A 15,631-nucleotide genomic window follows, 5' to 3' on the forward strand; every position below is an offset into this window, starting at 1 on the left:
ACCGACCGCAGGAGGTCATCGTGTCCGAAACCATCACCCCGGGGCTCGTCAGCCTCGATGCCCCGCTCGGCGACGACAAGGCCGCCGTCATCCGCGCGCTCGCGGCACGCGTCGTCGCGGAGGGAAGAGCCACCGACGCCGACGCGCTCTTCGACGACGCGTGGGCCCGCGAGGAGAAGGACGAGACGGGACTGCCGGGCGGCATCGCGATCCCGCACGCCAAGAGCGCGGCCGTCACGACTCCGTCGCTCGCCTTCGCCCGGCTGGCGCCGGGTGTCGACTTCGGCGCCCCCGACGGTCCTGCCGACCTCGTCTTTCTGATCGCGGCACCCGCCGACGCCGCAGAGGCGCATCTCGCCGTCCTCTCAAAGCTCGCGCGCAGTCTCATGCAGGCCGACTTCACCGCGGGCCTTCGCGCCGCGGGGGATTCCGACGCGGCGGTGGCGATCGTGCGGGAGGCGATCGGCGAGGCCGAGCCCACGGCAGCCGACGCACCTGCGGGCCCTCCCACGGCTCCGGACGTGGCGCCCACGGAAGCCGAGGCATCCGGTCTGTCCATCGACGGCCGGCCGGCGCGGATCGTCGCCGTGACGGCCTGCGCGACAGGCATCGCTCATACGTTCATGGCCGCCGACGCGCTCACCGCCGCCGGGCGCCATGCCGGCGTCGAGGTGGTCGTCGAGCCGCAGGGCTCCAGTGGCTATCAAGCACTGCCGGCCGACGTCATCCGCAATGCGGACGCCGTCATCTTCGCCACCGACGTCGACGTGCGCGAGCCGCAGCGGTTCGCCGGAAAGCCGGTCGTGCGCTCGGGCGTGAAGCGCGGCATCGAGCAGCCCGACCGTCTGATCGCCGAAGCCGTCGCCGCTGCGGGCGACCCCTCCGCGACGCGCGTCGGCGGTGACGCCGGCGCCGCCACGGCGGCGCCCGCGGAGAGGCTGTCGTGGGGCGCGCGCATCCAGCGGATCCTGCTGACCGGCGTGAGCTACATGATCCCCTTCGTCGCGGGCGGCGGCCTGCTCATCGCGCTCGGCTTCCTGCTCGGCGGTTACGACGTCACCGAGAACGCCGCGACGATCATCACCCAGAACGCGCTGTGGAATCTGCCGGAAGGGGGAGAGGACCTGTTCCTCGGGCCGCTAGGGCTCTATCTGGGCTCGGTCGCCTTCATGATCGGCGCCACGTCGATGGGCTTCCTGGTGCCGGCGCTTGCGGGGTACATCGCGTTCGCCATCGCGGACCGGCCGGGCATCGCACCCGGCTTCGTCGCGGGTGCCGTGGCCGTGCTGATGAACGCGGGCTTCATCGGCGGCATGATCGGCGGTCTGCTCGCCGGCTTCGTCGCGTGGTGGCTCGGCAGTCTGCCGGTGCCGCGCTGGCTGCGAGGGCTCATGCCGGTCGCGATCATCCCGCTTCTGGCGTCGATCGTGGCGTCCGGCCTCATGGTGCTCTTCCTCGGCCGCCCGATCGCCACACTGATGGAAGGGCTGAACGCGTGGCTGACCGAGCTGGCGGGCACCTCCGGCATCGTGGTCGTCGGCGTCATCCTCGGCCTCATGATGTGCTTCGACCTGGGCGGCCCGGTGAACAAGGTCGCGTACGCGTTCGCGACCGCGGGCCTTGCCGCCGCGTCGGCCGACAACCCGACGCCGTACCTGATCATGGCGGCGGTCATGACGGCGGGCATGGTCCCGCCGCTGGCGATGGCACTGGCCTCGACGGTCCTCGCCCGCGACCTCTTCCCGCCGGTCGAGCGCGAGAACGGCAAGGCGGCCTGGCTGCTGGGCGCCGCGTTCATCAGCGAGGGTGCCATCCCGTTCGCCGCCGCCGACCCGCTGCGCGTCATCCCGGCATCGATGCTCGGCGGCGCCGTGACCGGTGCGCTGTCGATGATGTTCGGAGTCCAGTCGCTCGCCCCGCACGGCGGAATCTTCGTGTTCTTCGCCATCAACCCCATCTGGGGCTTCCTCATCGCCCTCGCGGCCGGTACCGTCGTGTCCGCGCTCGCTGTCGTGGCGCTGAAGAGGTGGGTCGGTCGCAAAGAGCTCGAGCAGGCCGAGGCAGGCCTGGCCGTGGCGGCGTGACCGCCCCGCCCGCCCGGACCCGATGACCCCGACAACGAGGAGATACACCATGGCACAACGTCAGGCCACCATCGCCAGCAGCTCCGGGCTCCACGCCCGGCCCGCGAAGCTGTTCGTCCAGGCCGTCCAGTCCAAGTCCGTCCCCGTCACGATCGCCGTCGATGGCGGTCCCGACCTCAATGCCGGCAGCATCCTGTCCCTCATGGGGCTGGGTGCCTCACATGGTACGGTCGTGACACTCAAAGCCGAAGGCGACGGTGCCGAGCAGGCCCTCGACGAACTCGTGGAGCTTCTCGAGACGGATCTCGACGCGCAGTAGCCGTCGGCGCAGAGACGAGACGACGGATGCCGCTGGTCGAAGCCGCTGCGGCATCCGTCGTCCGTATCGCTCAGACGTCGGTGGCGTCACCGGGGTCGAGCGCCAGGAACTCGCCACCGCCCTGCTCGGTGGCCCATCGCAGCCGTGCACGGGCCATGTCGCGCCCGACCACAGAGAGCGTCATGTCGTGGGTGCCGAACGCCCGCCGAGGCGCGACGGCGAGGACGAAGTCCATCGCCTCCCCGATCTTCAGCCACGGTGCGCCGATGGGCGCCGCGAGCAGATCGATCTCACGGCCCTCGGGTACGACGTAGGAGTCGCCCGGGTAGTAGAACGCGTCATCGACGAGCACGCCGACATTGTCGACGACTGGGATGGACTCGTGGATGACCGCATGGCGTCCGCCGAAGAACTCGAGCCGGAAAGGGTCGACCTCGACGGTGTCGCCGGGGCGGACGACGGTCACCTCGTATCCCGCCGCGGCCTTCGCCAGACCCTCGGGACCGAAGATCGGCGTGCCCGGGAACGTGCCGAGCAGACGGTCGAGATGATCGGGGGTCCAGTGGTCGGGATGCTCGTGGGTCAGCACGATGCCCACGACGTCGCTCACGTCGCCCAGGGGAGCGGTGAACGACCCGGGATCGATGACGAGGGTCTTGCCGGCGTTCCCGAGTGTGAGGGTCGCGTGTTCGAACTTGGTGACTCGCATGAGTCGAGTCAACAGCCCGGCTGTGGCGCAGGCAACACGGGCCGCACCGATTTGGAGGGGGTATCCCGGACGTGGCATAATCGAACGGTTGCCTGAACGGCCCCATCGTATAGCGGCCTAGTACGCCGCCCTCTCACGGCGGTAACGCGGGTTCGAATCCCGCTGGGGTCACCAGTCAGGCAACACAGCAGATCCGCCGGTTCTCCGGCGGTGACGTGCGGCCCCATCGTATAGCGGCCTAGTACGCCGCCCTCTCACGGCGGTAACGCGGGTTCGAATCCCGCTGGGGTCACCAAAGACAATGCGCCCCCGTTCGGTCACGAGCGGGGGCGCATTGTCGTTGGTCGTGCCCGCAGGGTGAGAAACGCTCGCACGCGGGGGGTCCCGCTCCGCCGGAGGCTCCGCGCGACGCGCTAGCGGCGCGTGGAGGGGCGGAGTGGCCGAATCCCGCTGGGGTCACCAACGAGAAAGCGCCCCGTTCGGTCACGAGCGGGGGCGCTTTGTCGTTGGTCGTGCCCGCAGGGTGAGAAACGCTCGCTACAACACGTAGGGGAGCAGGACCACGACCGCGGAGAGGATGCCGCAGCCGCCGACGAAGAGCGCCAGCAGCAGCATCAGCCCCGCCCCCGGCATCCGTTCCGGGCGCTCCTCGAGCAGGGCCCGCGTCACCCGGGCGTGGCGAGCGCGAGAGCGCAGCCACAGCAGCATCGCGAACGCGACGCCCACGATGCCCGGCGCCAGCCACGCCTGCTGCAAGCCTGGGGACGGGGCGATGGCGGGCAGGACCCGGAGGGCGATGAGCGAGCCGACGCCGATGGCGAGTGCGGTGCGACGCCACGCGAGCTCGGTGCGCTCGGGCTGCAGCCCCGGATCGAAGAGCCGGCGTTCGGTCACCGCAGCACCACGCCGACGAGCACGAGTGCCCCCACCGCCACGATCGTGACGGCCAGCGCGATGCTCGTCGCCGAGCCGGGGAGCGGCGACGCTGAGCGCAGGGCCCGTTCGGTGCGGCCCCATTCGAGCCACGCGAGCACCGGCACCACGAGGCCCGCGGCGATGAGGATGAGGGATGCTGTCAGCCGCAGTCCCGGGTGCAGGTCGAGGCCGAGGGCCTCCAAGGCGACGCCGCCGGCGATCAGCGCGAGCGCAGTGCGGTTCCAGGCGAGGAACGTCCGTTCGTTCGCGAGACTGAACCGCACGTCGGGTTCTTCACCGGTTCCATAGACCGATTGCGGAAATCTGCTGCGGGGCACCGTCCCACACTATCGACGGCGCCCCGTGCCGGTCATTCGGACGCGTCGGCGGGAGCCTCCGGCCGAGGGGCGCCCGCGGCGGGTCGGGCCGCGGCATCCCTCCTCCGCTGGCGCCGGCGGCGCACGATGCGCACGATGCCCCACACGATGAGCGCCGCCACGGCGACCACGGCGAGCCAGGGCAGGAGGAACCCGAGCGCCACCACGATTCCGTTGAGCGTCGCGACCAGCCCGTTCCAGCCGGCGACCAGGCCGTCGCCGAATCCCGCCGGGTCGGCCGTCACGGTCTCGATCTCGGGGGCCAGCGTGACGGTCAGGGTCGACATCGCCACCTGCGTCTCGAGCATCTCGAGCTGCTGCTGATACGACTCCAGCAGTGCCTGCCGCTCCGAGAGCGCCGACTCTGCGGCGATCAGATCAGCGACGCTCTCAGCCTGCGCCATGAGCGACGTCAGCCGGTCCACAGATGCCTGCGCCGCCTCGATCCTCGCGGCGAGATCGACTGTCTGCTCGGTGACGTCCTGCCGGTTCACGGAGGATGCGGTGACGTCGCCGACCTCGGCGAGCTCGTCGACGAGGCCGGTGAGCTGGTCGGACGGCACGCGCACGGTGATCCATGTGCTGCCCGGCGGCTGCGGGTACGGGTACGGCATCGTGTCGTAGACGACCCCGCTCGACGGGTCGACGGCGGACGACGGCGCGCCGTCCGCGCTCAGGTTCATCGACTCGACGTAGCCGCCCCGTGCGATGGCGGCGTCGCTGATGGTCCGGGCGGCGGCCTCGACGTCGTCCACCGTCACGGACGCGGAGGCCGTTGTGATGATGTCGCGGTCGGCCGTCCCCTCCGCGAGGGAGGTGTCGCGTGCCGAGGACTCAGACGACTCCGTGGATGCATCCGGCGCTTGCATCTCGACGGGGGAGTCCGCCACTCCGCCCTCCGCGCCGCCGATTTCGTCCGCCGGCGCGATCGCCGAGCCGTCGGCGGCGCCGCCGGATCCGGACACCAGTGGTCCGATGCTCGGCGCGATGATGGCGGCCACGGCGATGACGGCCGCGGCCGCACCGCCGGCCAGCCAGAGCCGCCCGCGGCGGGCACGGCGGGCGGTGGCGACGTCCCGCTCGCGGGCGATGTCGGTGAACAGCGCCTCCTCGATCTCGTCGACGCGCTGTGCGCTCAACTCGGGCAGGGGCGCCGGGGCGCCGGGCTGCTGCGTGTTCATGTGCTCTCCTTCACGACGGTCCGCAAGCGCGTGCGGATGCGGGAGAGACGGTTGCGGACGACCCCGTGCGTGACCCCGAGCTCGGCGGCGGCGGCCTCATAGGCGTAGCCCTCCGCTGCGCACAGCCGGAAGATGTCGCGGTCCAGCGGGCTGAGCCCGGCCACTTCGCGCAGGATGGCGTCGGCGAGCTCGCCGTCGACGATCTGCTGCTCGACGTCGACGGTCGCAGGCAGGGTCTCGTCTGCGACGCCGGCCTGGTGCTCGCGGTCCCGGCGCTGCCGTCGCACCCGGTTCGCGGCCTGGTAGCGGCATACCGTCGCCAGCCACGGCAGGAGGGAGTCGCCGGCGAGCTTGAGGCCGGGCAGCTTTCGCCACGCGACCAGGAAGGTCTCTTGCGTCACCTCTTCGGCGTCGGCCGGATTGCCGACGAGTCCGTGGGCGAGCCAGTACACCGGCCGGACGTAGGCGCGGTACAGCGTGCGGAAGGCCAGCTCGCTCCCGCCGGCCGCCGCCGCCACGAGCGCACCGTCCCCCTGCGACTCATCGTCCGCCATGCCCGTCCTCCGGCTCCGCGTCCGGCGCCGGGCTGGCGACGTCGCGGAGCTCATTGTCTCTCACCGTGTCAGTGTCCGCATCGAGCGAAACGTCTCAACAGCGACGGATGCCGCATCGCGAGCCTGTATCCTGATGCAAGCGAGAGGGAGTATCCCGACTGCGCGCATCCGTCATCACGGGTCTCGATAGAGAGACCCCGGGTGTGCGACGCGGACCGGATCACGGGGCGCGGGGAGAGACTTTCGGCACCGACCGACCCCTCGTACATCTCCCCGCGAAAGGCCCTCAATGGACCTCGAACTCCCGCTGTGGTTCGAAATCGGATCCCTTGTGATCCTCACTCTCATCCTCCTGGGCGATCTGCTCCTCATCCTCAAGCGCCCGCACATCCCCTCCACCAGGGAGTCGACGCTCTGGGTGGTCTTCTACGTCACGCTCGCGCTCATCTTCGCCGGCCTCATGTGGCTGTTCGCCGGCGGAGAGTTCGCCGGCCAGTTCGTCGCCGGCTGGCTGACCGAGTACAGCCTGTCGATCGACAACCTCTTCGTCTTCGTGCTGATCATGACGCAGTTCGCCGTGCCGCGGCGGTATCAGCAGGAGGTGCTGATGGTGGGCATCATCATCGCCCTCGTGCTGCGCGGACTGTTCATCCTCGCCGGGGCGGCGATCATCGAGCAGTTCAGCTGGGTGTTCTACATCTTCGGCGCGTTCCTGGTGTGGACGGCGATCCGTCAGGCGTTCCCCGGCGGGGACCATGACGACGACGTCAAGCAGGAGAACTTCGTGGTCCGCCTGCTGCGCCGCACGATCGACATCAGCGAGACGTACGACGGCGCGAAGATCCGCACCGTCGTGGGCGGCAAGAAGATGTGGACGCCGATGATCATCGTCTTCGCGGCGATCGGCGTGACCGACCTGCTGTTCGCGATCGACTCGATCCCGGCGATCTTCGGGATCACGACGAGCCCGTTCATCGTGTTCACCGCGAACATCTTCGCTCTGATGGGTCTGCGCCAGCTGTACTTCCTGCTCGGCGACCTGCTCGACCGCCTGCGCTACCTGCACTACGGCATCGCGTTCATCCTGGCCTTCATCGGCGTGAAGCTCGTCTTCCACGCCATGCACGTCAACGAACTGCCCTTCATCAACGGCGGCGAGCACATCGAATGGGCGCCCGAGATCTCCACGTGGATGTCGCTCGGAGTCATCGTCGTGTCCATGGCCGTCGCCACCGTCGCGAGCCTCATCGCGTCGGCGCGTGAGAAGCGGGCGGAGTCCCCGGAGGACGCCGCCGCGGCCGTCGCGGACGAGAAGGGCACCCCGGCGACGGTCGAACCACCGCACGCCGACGACCGGCACTGACGGTCATCCCTCAGGGGAGGGGTGGTAGCCTGGGGCACGTGCGGATCGCTCGCCTTCTCCTTAGCGGCCGCGGCGAGACCTCGTTCTAGGCCTCTCTCGTCGCGGAGTTCGTCGCGGGCCCATCCCTGAGGGCGCAGCCCCCTTCCGAGGAGACAGAGCAATGAGTATTTCCACCGCACCGCGCAGTTCGGATACCCCGAGCATCCCCGATCAGCCGCGCACGCTCGCGGAGAAGGTCTGGGACGACCATGTCGTCGTCAAGGGTGAGAACGGTCAGCCCGACCTGATCTACATCGATCTGCACCTGGTCCACGAGGTGACCAGCCCGCAGGCCTTCGACGGCCTTCGCGCGGAAGGACGTCCGGTGCGACGTCTCGATCTGACGATCGCGACCGAGGACCACAACACCCCCACGCTCGACATCGACAAGCCCATCGCCGACCTCACCAGCCGCACGCAGATCGAGACGCTGCGGCGCAACGCCGAGGAGTTCGGGGTCCGCCTGCACTCCCTGGGCGACAAGGAGCAGGGCATCGTCCACGTCGTCGGCCCGCAGTTGGGGCTGACGATGCCGGGCATCACGGTGGTCTGCGGCGACTCGCACACCTCGACCCACGGCGCGTTCGGCGCGATGGCGTTCGGCATCGGCACGAGCGAGGTCGAGCACGTGCTCGCGACCCAGACGCTGCCGCTCAAGCCCTTCAAGACGATGGCGATCACGGTCGAGGGCGAGCTCAAGCCCGGAGTGACGGCGAAGGACATCATCCTCGCCGTCATCGCCAAGATCGGCACCAACGGCGGCCAGGGCTACGTGCTGGAGTTCCGCGGCAGCGCCATCCGTGCGCTGTCGATGGAGGGCCGCATGACGATGTGCAACATGTCGATCGAGGCGGGCGCCCGTGCCGGCATGGTCGCCCCCGATGAGACGACGTTCGCGTACCTCGAAGGGCGCCCGCACGCCCCCAAGGGCAAGGACTGGGAGGATGCCGTCGCCTACTGGCGCACGCTCCCCAGCGACGAGGGCGCCGTGTACGACGCCGAGGTGTTCCTCGACGCCGATGAGCTCGAGCCCTTCGTCACATGGGGCACCAACCCCGGGCAGGGCGTGTCACTCAGTGACGTGGTGCCGTCGCCCGACGACTTCACCGACCCGAACGACCGCGCCGCCGCGCAGCGCGCTCTGGAGTACATGGCGCTCGAACCCGGCACACCCCTCAAGGATGTGCCGGTCGACGCCGTCTTCATGGGCTCGTGCACCAACAGCCGCATCGAGGACCTGAGGGCGTTCGCCTCGGTCATCCAGGGCCGGAAGAAGGCCGACGGCGTGCGGGTGATGGTCGTCCCCGGCTCGGCGCGCGTTCGCCTCGAGGCCGAGGCCGAGGGTCTGGACAAGGTGTTCGAGGACTTCGGGGCGGAATGGCGCTTCGCCGGGTGCTCGATGTGCCTGGGCATGAACCCCGACCAGCTCGCCCCGGGGGAGCGTTGCGCCTCCACGAGCAACCGCAACTTCGAAGGCCGCCAGGGCAAGGGCGGGCGCACGCACCTGGTGTCGCCGCTGGTGGCAGCGGCGACCGCGGTTCGAGGAACTCTCTCGAGCCCGAGCGACCTGGAGCCGATCGCCACCGCGGTGGGCGCGACGAGCGGGGCGGAGGCCTGACATGGAGAAGTTCACCACGCACACGGGCGTCGCCGCGCCGCTGAAGCGCTCCGCGGTCGACACCGACCAGATCATCCCTGCCGTCTATCTCAAACGCGTCACCAAGACCGGCTTCGAGGACGCGCTGTTCGCGAACTGGCGGCAGGACCCGGATTTCGTGCTGAATCGTCCCGAGTACGCCGGCGCGAGCGTCCTCGTCGCAGGAGCCGACTTCGGCACGGGATCCAGCCGCGAGCACGCCGTCTGGGCATTGCGCGACTTCGGCTTCCGCGTCGTGCTCAGCCCCAAGTTCGCCGACATCTTCCGCGGCAACGCCGGCAAGCAGGGGCTGGTCACCGGAGTGATCTCCGAGGCCGATGCCGAAGCGGTGTGGGCCATCCTCGAAGAGCACCCCGGCACCTCGATGACGGTCGATCTCGAGGCCCGACGCGCGAGCGTCGCGGGCCTCGACCTCGCTTTCGAGATCGACGATTACACTAGGTGGCGGCTTCTCGAAGGGCTCGACGACATCGGGCTGACGCTGCGTGAACAGGACAAGATCACGCAGTTCGAGGCTCGCCGCGAGGCGTGGCGGCCGCGGACGCTTCCCGTTCCGTGAGTCAAGGCCGAGCGCCCCACCCGGGCGCAAGGTCTCCGCAAGCCGCCCCGAGCACACCAAGTGAGGTCCACCGGATGAAGTCGCTTCTCAATGTCGACGCTGATGCCAAGTCGGGAGTGAAAGAAGTGGCCGGTGAGATCCTCGCCATCCGAGGCGGACGCCCCCTGACGGGCCGCGTCGAGGTGAAGGGCGCCAAGAACCTCGTGACGAAGGCGATGGTGGCCGCCCTTCTCGGCGAGACCTCCAGCACTCTGCGCGATGTCCCCGACATCAGCGACGTACAGGTGGTCCGCTCGCTCCTCGAGGTGCATGGTGTGCGCGTCGAGGACGGCGAGGAGGAGGGCACGCTGCACCTCGACCCGTCCGGTGCGGTCGCGGCGCATTTCGAGGAGATCGACGCGCATGCCGGGGCATCCCGCATCCCGATCCTCTTCTGCGGGCCGCTCCTGCACCTCCTCGGCGAGGCACTCATCCCCGATCTCGGCGGCTGCCGCATCGGCGACCGCCCGATCAACTTCCACATGGACGCGCTGCGCGCGTTCGGCGCGGTCGTCGACAAGAGCTACGAGGGCATCCGGATCACCGCCCCCAACGGGCTGCACGGAGCGAACATCGAGCTGCCGTACCCGAGCGTGGGCGCCACCGAGCAGGTGCTGCTGACCGCGGTGCGGGCCAAGGGCACCACCGAGCTGCGGGGCGCCGCCATCGAGCCCGAGATCATGGACCTGATCGCGGTGCTGCAGAAGATGGGCGCGATCATCTCGTACGAGCCCAACCGCGTCATCCTCATCGAGGGCGTCGAGTCGCTGCGCGGCTACGACCACCGGGCGATCTTCGACCGCAACGAGGCCGCGTCGTGGGCGTGCGCGGCCCTGGCCACCGACGGCGACATCTTCGTCGGCGGCGCCAAGCAGCAGGAGATGCTGACCTTCCTCAACGTCTTCCGCAAGGCCGGCGGATGGTTCGACGTCCGCGAGGACGGCATCCAGTTCCGCCGCGACGGCGCGCTGAAGCCGGTGACCGTCGAGACCGACGTTCACCCCGGATTCATGACCGACTGGCAGCAGCCTCTGATCGTCGCCCTCACCCAGGCCGAAGGCCGCTCGGTCGTCCACGAGACGGTGTACGAGAACCGGCTCGGCTTCACGCATGCGCTGAACCAGATGGGCGCCGACATCGTGGTGCACCCGCACGGCATCGACGCCCCTGACCGGCGGGTCGCGCGCCGCGCACTCGAGCAGGCCGCCGTGATCAACGGACCGACCCCGCTCCACGGCGCCGACGTCGTCGTCCCCGACCTGCGCGGCGGTTACAGCTATGTCATCGCGGCGCTGGCCGCCGAGGGCGAGTCGGTGGTACGCAACATCGGGATCATCCGCCGCGGCTACGAGAAGTTCCTGACCAAGCTCGAGACTCTCGGCGCCGACTTCGACGTCGTCGGATAGCCCGCGGTGGTGGCCTCGCAACCCCGCGCCTCGCGCGAGAAGACTCGGCCGAGCGTGTTCTGGCCGCTCGCAGCGATCGTCGTCCCGCTGTTCGGACTGCTCGCCAAGGTCGAGATCGTCGACGGCGACAAGCTGCCCCGAGAAGGGGCATACGTCCTCGCGCCCAATCACATGAGCGAGATCGACCCTCTGGTCGTCGCCGTCGCCGTGTGGCGGCTCGGTCGCGCGCCCCGTTTCATGGCCAAGGAGAGCCTCTTCCGCGTGCCGGTGCTCGGGTGGGCGTTGCGGCGGACGGGAATGGTCCCGGTCTCACGTGCGTCCTCGGGAAGCGGTGCGAAGCAGACGCTCGACAGCGCTCGCGAACTCGTCCGCCTCGGGCGCGGCGTGATCGTCTACCCCGAGGGCTCGCTCACGCGCGACCCCGACCTGTGGCCGATGCGTGGCAAGACGGGCGCGGTGCGACTGGCCCTGGCCGGCAACATCCCGGTGATCCCCGTCGCGCATTGGGGCTCTCAGCAGATCCTGCCGCGCTACGGCAAGCTGCGTCTGTGGCCGCTGCGGCGGCGAGTGCGGGTCATCTTCGGGGATGCGGTCGACGTGCAGGCCATCGAAGGTGCTGCCGGGCAGCCGGTCGCCCTCGCGGCCGCCACCGACGAGATCATGTCCGAGATCGCGACGCTGCTGTCGCAGCTGCGCGGCGAGCCCGCGCCCGCAGAGCGCTGGAATCCGGCGGCGCACGGCCAGGAGGAGACGGGTCGCCTTGAGTCGTAGACAGGATGCCGCGCGTCCTCGCGTCGCCGTCATCGGCGCGGGCAGCTGGGGGACCACGTTCGGCAAGATCCTCGCCGACGGCGGTGCCGATGTGATCATGTGGGCCCGCCGGCCCGAGCACGCCACAGAGATCCAGGAGGCCAAGCGCAACAGCGAGTACCTCCCCGGGATCAACCTGCCGCGTTCGATGCACGCGACGCATCACCTCTCCGAGGCGCTCGACGGCGCGGAGCAGATCTACCTCTCCATCCCGAGCCAGGCGGTGCGGCAGAACCTCAAGGCCGTGCGTCCGCTCGTCGCCCGCACCGACGTTCCCATCGTCTCGCTCATGAAGGGCCTGGAACGGCGGACGGGCCTGCGTATGAGCCAGGTGATCGAGCAGGAACTGCACTGCGATCCCGCGCGCATCGCCGTGGCCTCGGGTCCGAACCTCGCCCTAGAGATCGCCCGCGAGCAGCCGACGGCCGCCGTCATCTCGTCGACCAGCCAGGAGACTGCCGAGGCGGTCGCCCGGCGCGCCCGCAACCGGTACTTCCGGACGTTCGTCAACACCGACGTCATCGGCACCGAGTTCGGCGGGGTCCTCAAGAACGCGATCGCGCTGGCGATCGGGATCGTGGACGGCGTCGGCTACGGCGAGAACACGAAGGCGTCGATCATCACGCGGGGCCTCGTCGAGATGACCGACTTCGCCGTCGCGTTCGGGGCGCAGCCCGAGACCCTCCAGGGTCTGGCGGGCCTGGGCGACCTCATCGCGACCTGCCAGTCTCCGCTCAGCCGCAACAACACCGCCGGGCGCCTGCTCGGCCAGGGATACCGCTACGACGACGTCGTCAAGCAGATGAACCAGACGGCCGAAGGCCTGGCGTCAGTGGCGCCGATCCTTCAGCTGGCGCGCGAGGTCGGCGTCGGGATGCCGATCGTCGAGCAGGTCAAGATGGTGCTCGACGGCACCATGAACCCGCGCGACATCGCGCCCCACCTCACGACAGACGACGACACCCCCCAGGGCGAGAGGACGCAGAATGGACAGGCCGGCGGTGGCGGTGCTCTTTGGCGGTCGCTCCAGCGAGCACTCGATCAGTTCCGCAACGGCGGGCGGGGTGCTGCAGGCGATCGACCGTGACCGCTACCGCGTGATCCCCGTCGGGATCACGCGAGACGGCGTGTTCGTCCTCGAAGACGACGATCCGGCGAAATTCGCCCTCGATGCCGCGCGACTGCCCGAGGTGGTCGACAACGGGACGCGCGTGCTGTGGCCCGAGGGGGGCGCCGATCGCGCGCTGCGGGTCCGCCGGGCGGACGGCACGGTCGACGAGCTCGGTCGCGTGGACGTCGTCCTGCCGATCCTGCATGGCGTGCATGGCGAGGACGGCACGGTGCAGGGGTTCTTCGACACGCTCGGCATCCCGTACGCGGGTGGCGGCGTGCTGGACTCCGCCCTGTGCATGGACAAGCACTTCATGAAGATCGTGCTCGCCGCCGCGGGCGTTCCGGTCTCTCCGTCGGTCACGGTGACCCGTTCCCGTTGGGAATCCGACCTGTCAGGCGTGAGAAGGGATGCCGCGGCGCTGGGCGTGCCGTCGTTCGTCAAGCCGTCCCGAGCCGGATCCAGTGTCGGCGTGTCGAAGGTCCACGACGCCTCCGAGCTGGACGCCGCTCTGGAGGTGGCGTTCGCCGAGGACGACAAGGTGCTCATCGAGACCGCGATCGTCGGTCGTGAGATCGAGGTCGCGATCCTCGAAGGGCGCGCGGGCGCAGCTCCGCGTGCGTCACTACCCGGTGAGATCGTGCTCACGACCCGTGAGTTCTACGATTTCGAGGGCAAGTACCTGGGCGGAGACGGGGCGGATGTCGTGTGCCCGGCGGATCTCACCGCAACCGAAGTCGCGGCGATCCAGGAACTCGGCATCCGGGCGTTCCAGGCCGTCGACGGACGAGGACTCGCACGCGTGGATTTCTTCCTCACCGAGCAGGGGCTCTATGTGAACGAGCTCAACACGATGCCCGGCTTCACGCCCATCTCGATGTTCCCGAAGTGCTGGATCGCGTCGGGCATGACCTACCCCGAGCTGATCACGGAGCTCGTCGACATCGCGCGGGAGCGCTCGGCGGCCTGAACGGTCTGCGCCGGCTCAGCTCTCGGGGACGAGCGTCTCGGTGAGCGTGCACTCGCTCTCGGAAAGAGTGCCCGCAGCCACGGCCCCGCCGAGATCGCCGAGGACGTCGTTGGGCGAGACGGCCTCGTTGTCGATGAAGACCTCGACCGCCGGCACACGCCCGTAGGTCGTGACGAGGTAGCGCGGCGCCTGGCTCTCGTCGACGATCCAGTCGACGCCGCCGATCGTGATGCACTTGGCCTCGGTCGGCCCTGGCGGCGTGACGCCGCATCTGAGCAGCACCGCGGACGGCTCGCCCCACGCTCCGGTCGCCTGCGCGTCGGTCCAGCGTCGCGGCTGCTCCGCGACCGTGCCCGGGAGGCGCACGCTCACTTCGGCGCACGCCGGGTCGTTCGCGCTCTCGGCGGGCTCGAGATTGACGGTCGTCGAGCAGCCGGCGAGGACGCCGGCTGCCAGCGCGAGGCAGGCCGCGGCGGCGAAGGGGGACAGGCGCACCCGTCCAGGCTAACCCGCCGTGCCCGGGTAGCGTGGAGACGTGATCGACGAGCACGCGGACCCCACGGTGGGCGACCTCAGCGAGGGCGAGATCCTGCGTCGCATCCTGGGGCGGGTGGGTCCCTCGGCCGCACTCGTCGGCCCGGGCGACGATGCCGCGGTGATCGCGGCGGCCGACGGCCGGGTGGTCGCCACCGTCGACACGCTCGTGCACGGTCCCGATTTCCGCCTGGCATGGTCGAGCGCGTTCGATCTCGGTTTCAAGGCTGCGGCCGTGAATCTGGCCGACATCGCCGCCATGGGTGCGACGCCGACCGCGCTGCTCGTCGCACTCGCCATGCCGGAGTCGACGCGCCTGTCGTTCGTGACCGGTCTGGCCGACGGGCTTCGTGCGGCGTGCCGCGAGCTCTCTCCGGGATGCGCGGTCGAAGGCGGAGACCTGACCGTCTCGGATACCCTCACCATCGCGGTGACGGCGCTGGGCGCGCTCGCGGGGCGCGATCCCGTGCTGCGATCGGGAGCGCGGCCGGGGGACGTCGTCGCCTTGGCAGGTGAGCTGGGGCGCGCGGCGCGTGGCCTCCGCGTGCTGTTCGAGCACTTCACCGACGCCGCCGGCCTTCCGGTTCCGCTCGACGAGCGCGCGCTCACCCCCGATGAGCGCGCCGACCTCGCGGCGCAGTTGCGTCCGACTCCGCCGGTGGCGCTCGGCCCCGCCGCTGCGGCCGCGGGTGCGACCGCCATGATGGACGTGTCGGACGGGCTCGTGCTCGATGCGACGCGGCTCGCCGAGGCATCCGGGGTCACCGTCGCGATCGAGACCGCGACGCTTGGTCGCGATCCGGTGAGCGCGCTCACCGGCGGTGAGGATCACGCGCTTCTCGCGACGTTCCCCGGCGATGCGGCGCTGCCTCACGGCTTCCACCGGATCGGGAGCGTCGCGGCGCGACGCGAGACGGCGGTGCTGGTCGACGGCAAGCCGCCGGCCGGGCCGGGAGGTTGGGACCCGTACCGGGACTGGGACAGCCGCAGCGGGTGAGAACGTC

At 70.0% G+C, this 15,631-nt stretch carries 16 protein-coding genes and 2 tRNA genes; 12 read left to right on the forward strand and 6 right to left on the reverse strand.

The annotated features are described in order from the left end of the window. Window positions 1–20 precede the first annotated feature (20 nt). Both ACLKM7_RS09935 and ACLKM7_RS09940 read left to right on the forward strand, forming a co-directional pair. Window positions 21–2,084 (forward strand): PTS fructose transporter subunit IIABC, encoded by a 2,064-nt coding sequence (locus ACLKM7_RS09935; protein WP_436447034.1) that lies wholly within the window; start codon window positions 21–23, stop codon window positions 2,082–2,084. Between the two features lie 49 nt (window positions 2,085–2,133). Beyond that, on the forward strand, window positions 2,134–2,403 hold the full coding sequence (locus ACLKM7_RS09940) for an HPr family phosphocarrier protein (RefSeq protein ID WP_168914177.1): 270 nt from the start codon (window positions 2,134–2,136) through the stop codon (window positions 2,401–2,403). A 70-nt stretch (window positions 2,404–2,473) separates the two neighbouring features. Here ACLKM7_RS09940 and ACLKM7_RS09945 read toward each other — a convergent pair whose 3' ends face one another. Beyond that, window positions 2,474–3,112 carry an MBL fold metallo-hydrolase gene (locus ACLKM7_RS09945; protein WP_436447035.1) on the reverse strand — a complete coding sequence of 213 codons (639 nt, stop codon included), beginning with the start codon at window positions 3,110–3,112 and terminating at the stop codon, window positions 2,474–2,476. Window positions 3,113–3,210: 98 nt separating this feature from the next. On the opposite strand from ACLKM7_RS09945, the gene ACLKM7_RS09950 reads away from it, so the two are divergent. Together ACLKM7_RS09950 and ACLKM7_RS09955 are read left to right on the forward strand one after the other, a co-directional pair. After that, window positions 3,211–3,286 (forward strand) — tRNA-Glu (locus ACLKM7_RS09950). A 45-nt stretch (window positions 3,287–3,331) separates the two neighbouring features. Then, window positions 3,332–3,407, forward strand: a tRNA-Glu gene (locus ACLKM7_RS09955). Window positions 3,408–3,649: 242 nt separating this feature from the next. On the opposite strand, the gene ACLKM7_RS09960 is transcribed toward ACLKM7_RS09955, so the two are convergent. Genes ACLKM7_RS09960 through ACLKM7_RS09975 form a run of 4 tightly spaced genes read right to left on the reverse strand, consistent with a single transcriptional unit; the run spans window position 3,650 to window position 6,139 of the window. Then, window positions 3,650–4,006, reverse strand: coding sequence for a DUF202 domain-containing protein (locus tag ACLKM7_RS09960; protein WP_436447036.1), 357 nt, complete (start codon window positions 4,004–4,006; stop codon window positions 3,650–3,652). Then, window positions 4,003–4,365: a YidH family protein gene (locus tag ACLKM7_RS09965; protein WP_436447037.1), complete on the reverse strand. Its 363-nt coding sequence runs from the start codon at window positions 4,363–4,365 to the stop codon at window positions 4,003–4,005. Before ACLKM7_RS09965 ends, ACLKM7_RS09960 begins: the two co-directional genes overlap by 4 nt. Before the next feature lie 32 nt (window positions 4,366–4,397). After that, window positions 4,398–5,585, reverse strand: coding sequence for a DUF4349 domain-containing protein (locus tag ACLKM7_RS09970; RefSeq protein ID WP_436447038.1), 1,188 nt, complete (start codon window positions 5,583–5,585; stop codon window positions 4,398–4,400). Further along, the gene (locus ACLKM7_RS09975; protein WP_436447039.1) at window positions 5,582–6,139 is read right to left on the reverse strand and encodes an RNA polymerase sigma factor; all 558 of its coding nucleotides are present in this window, start codon (window positions 6,137–6,139) and stop codon (window positions 5,582–5,584) included. Before ACLKM7_RS09975 ends, ACLKM7_RS09970 begins: the two co-directional genes overlap by 4 nt. 289 nt (window positions 6,140–6,428) lie before the next feature. On the opposite strand from ACLKM7_RS09975, the gene ACLKM7_RS09980 reads away from it, so the two are divergent. From ACLKM7_RS09980 to ACLKM7_RS10010, 7 genes are all read left to right on the forward strand, one after another. After that, the gene (locus ACLKM7_RS09980) at window positions 6,429–7,502 is read left to right on the forward strand and encodes a TerC family protein (protein ID WP_436447040.1); all 1,074 of its coding nucleotides are present in this window, start codon (window positions 6,429–6,431) and stop codon (window positions 7,500–7,502) included. 160 nt (window positions 7,503–7,662) lie between these two features. Then, entirely contained in the window at window positions 7,663–9,159 is a 1,497-nt protein-coding gene (gene leuC, locus ACLKM7_RS09985; protein ID WP_436447041.1) for a 3-isopropylmalate dehydratase large subunit, read from the forward strand. Window position 9,160: 1 nt separating this feature from the next. Beyond that, window positions 9,161–9,757, forward strand: coding sequence for a 3-isopropylmalate dehydratase small subunit (gene leuD / locus ACLKM7_RS09990; protein WP_436447042.1), 597 nt, complete (start codon window positions 9,161–9,163; stop codon window positions 9,755–9,757). Between the two features lie 74 nt (window positions 9,758–9,831). Beyond that, window positions 9,832–11,202: a UDP-N-acetylglucosamine 1-carboxyvinyltransferase gene (gene murA, locus ACLKM7_RS09995; RefSeq protein ID WP_436447043.1), complete on the forward strand. Its 1,371-nt coding sequence runs from the start codon at window positions 9,832–9,834 to the stop codon at window positions 11,200–11,202. A 9-nt stretch (window positions 11,203–11,211) separates the two neighbouring features. After that, window positions 11,212–11,973 (forward strand): lysophospholipid acyltransferase family protein, encoded by a 762-nt coding sequence (locus ACLKM7_RS10000; protein WP_436447044.1) that lies wholly within the window; start codon window positions 11,212–11,214, stop codon window positions 11,971–11,973. After that, window positions 11,963–13,099, forward strand: coding sequence for an NAD(P)H-dependent glycerol-3-phosphate dehydrogenase (locus ACLKM7_RS10005; protein WP_436447045.1), 1,137 nt, complete (start codon window positions 11,963–11,965; stop codon window positions 13,097–13,099). The genes ACLKM7_RS10000 and ACLKM7_RS10005 overlap by 11 nt, the downstream gene beginning before the upstream one ends. Next, a complete protein-coding gene (locus ACLKM7_RS10010) occupies window positions 12,999–14,093 on the forward strand; it encodes a D-alanine--D-alanine ligase family protein (protein WP_436447046.1) in 1,095 nt (364 codons plus the stop codon). The genes ACLKM7_RS10005 and ACLKM7_RS10010 overlap by 101 nt, the downstream gene beginning before the upstream one ends. Window positions 14,094–14,108: 15 nt before the next feature. Here the strand turns inward: ACLKM7_RS10010 and ACLKM7_RS10015 are convergent, their stop codons facing one another. Continuing rightward, complete coding sequence (locus ACLKM7_RS10015) at window positions 14,109–14,588, reverse strand: DUF3515 family protein (protein ID WP_436447047.1); 480 nt, start codon at window positions 14,586–14,588, stop codon at window positions 14,109–14,111. 40 nt (window positions 14,589–14,628) lie between these two features. Here ACLKM7_RS10015 and thiL point away from each other — a divergent pair, with 40 nt between their 5' ends. Next, a complete protein-coding gene (thiL, locus tag ACLKM7_RS10020) occupies window positions 14,629–15,624 on the forward strand; it encodes a thiamine-phosphate kinase (RefSeq protein WP_436447048.1) in 996 nt (331 codons plus the stop codon). The last annotated feature ends 7 nt before the right edge of the window (window positions 15,625–15,631 follow it).

The sequence above is a fragment of the Microbacterium sp. I2 genome (genome assembly GCF_051364985.1).
Classification (GTDB): domain Bacteria; phylum Actinomycetota; class Actinomycetes; order Actinomycetales; family Microbacteriaceae; genus Microbacterium.

Bases quoted from the DNA above. Each gene is read 5' to 3' on its own strand.
- ACLKM7_RS09940 (WP_168914177.1), top strand. From the start codon at position 2,134: ATGGCACAACGTCAGGCCACCATCGCCAGCAGCTCCGGGCTCCACGCC.
- ACLKM7_RS09945 (WP_436447035.1), bottom strand. From the start codon at position 3,112: ATGCGAGTCACCAAGTTCGAACACGCGACCCTCACACTCGGGAACGCC.
- ACLKM7_RS09970 (WP_436447038.1), bottom strand. From the start codon at position 5,585: ATGAACACGCAGCAGCCCGGCGCCCCGGCGCCCCTGCCCGAGTTGAGC.
- ACLKM7_RS09975 (WP_436447039.1), bottom strand. From the start codon at position 6,139: ATGGCGGACGATGAGTCGCAGGGGGACGGTGCGCTCGTGGCGGCGGCG.
- ACLKM7_RS09980 (WP_436447040.1), top strand. From the start codon at position 6,429: ATGGACCTCGAACTCCCGCTGTGGTTCGAAATCGGATCCCTTGTGATC.
- leuC (WP_436447041.1), top strand. From the start codon at position 7,663: ATGAGTATTTCCACCGCACCGCGCAGTTCGGATACCCCGAGCATCCCC.
- leuD (WP_436447042.1), top strand. From the start codon at position 9,161: ATGGAGAAGTTCACCACGCACACGGGCGTCGCCGCGCCGCTGAAGCGC.
- murA (WP_436447043.1), top strand. From the start codon at position 9,832: ATGAAGTCGCTTCTCAATGTCGACGCTGATGCCAAGTCGGGAGTGAAA.
- ACLKM7_RS10010 (WP_436447046.1), top strand. From the start codon at position 12,999: ATGGACAGGCCGGCGGTGGCGGTGCTCTTTGGCGGTCGCTCCAGCGAG.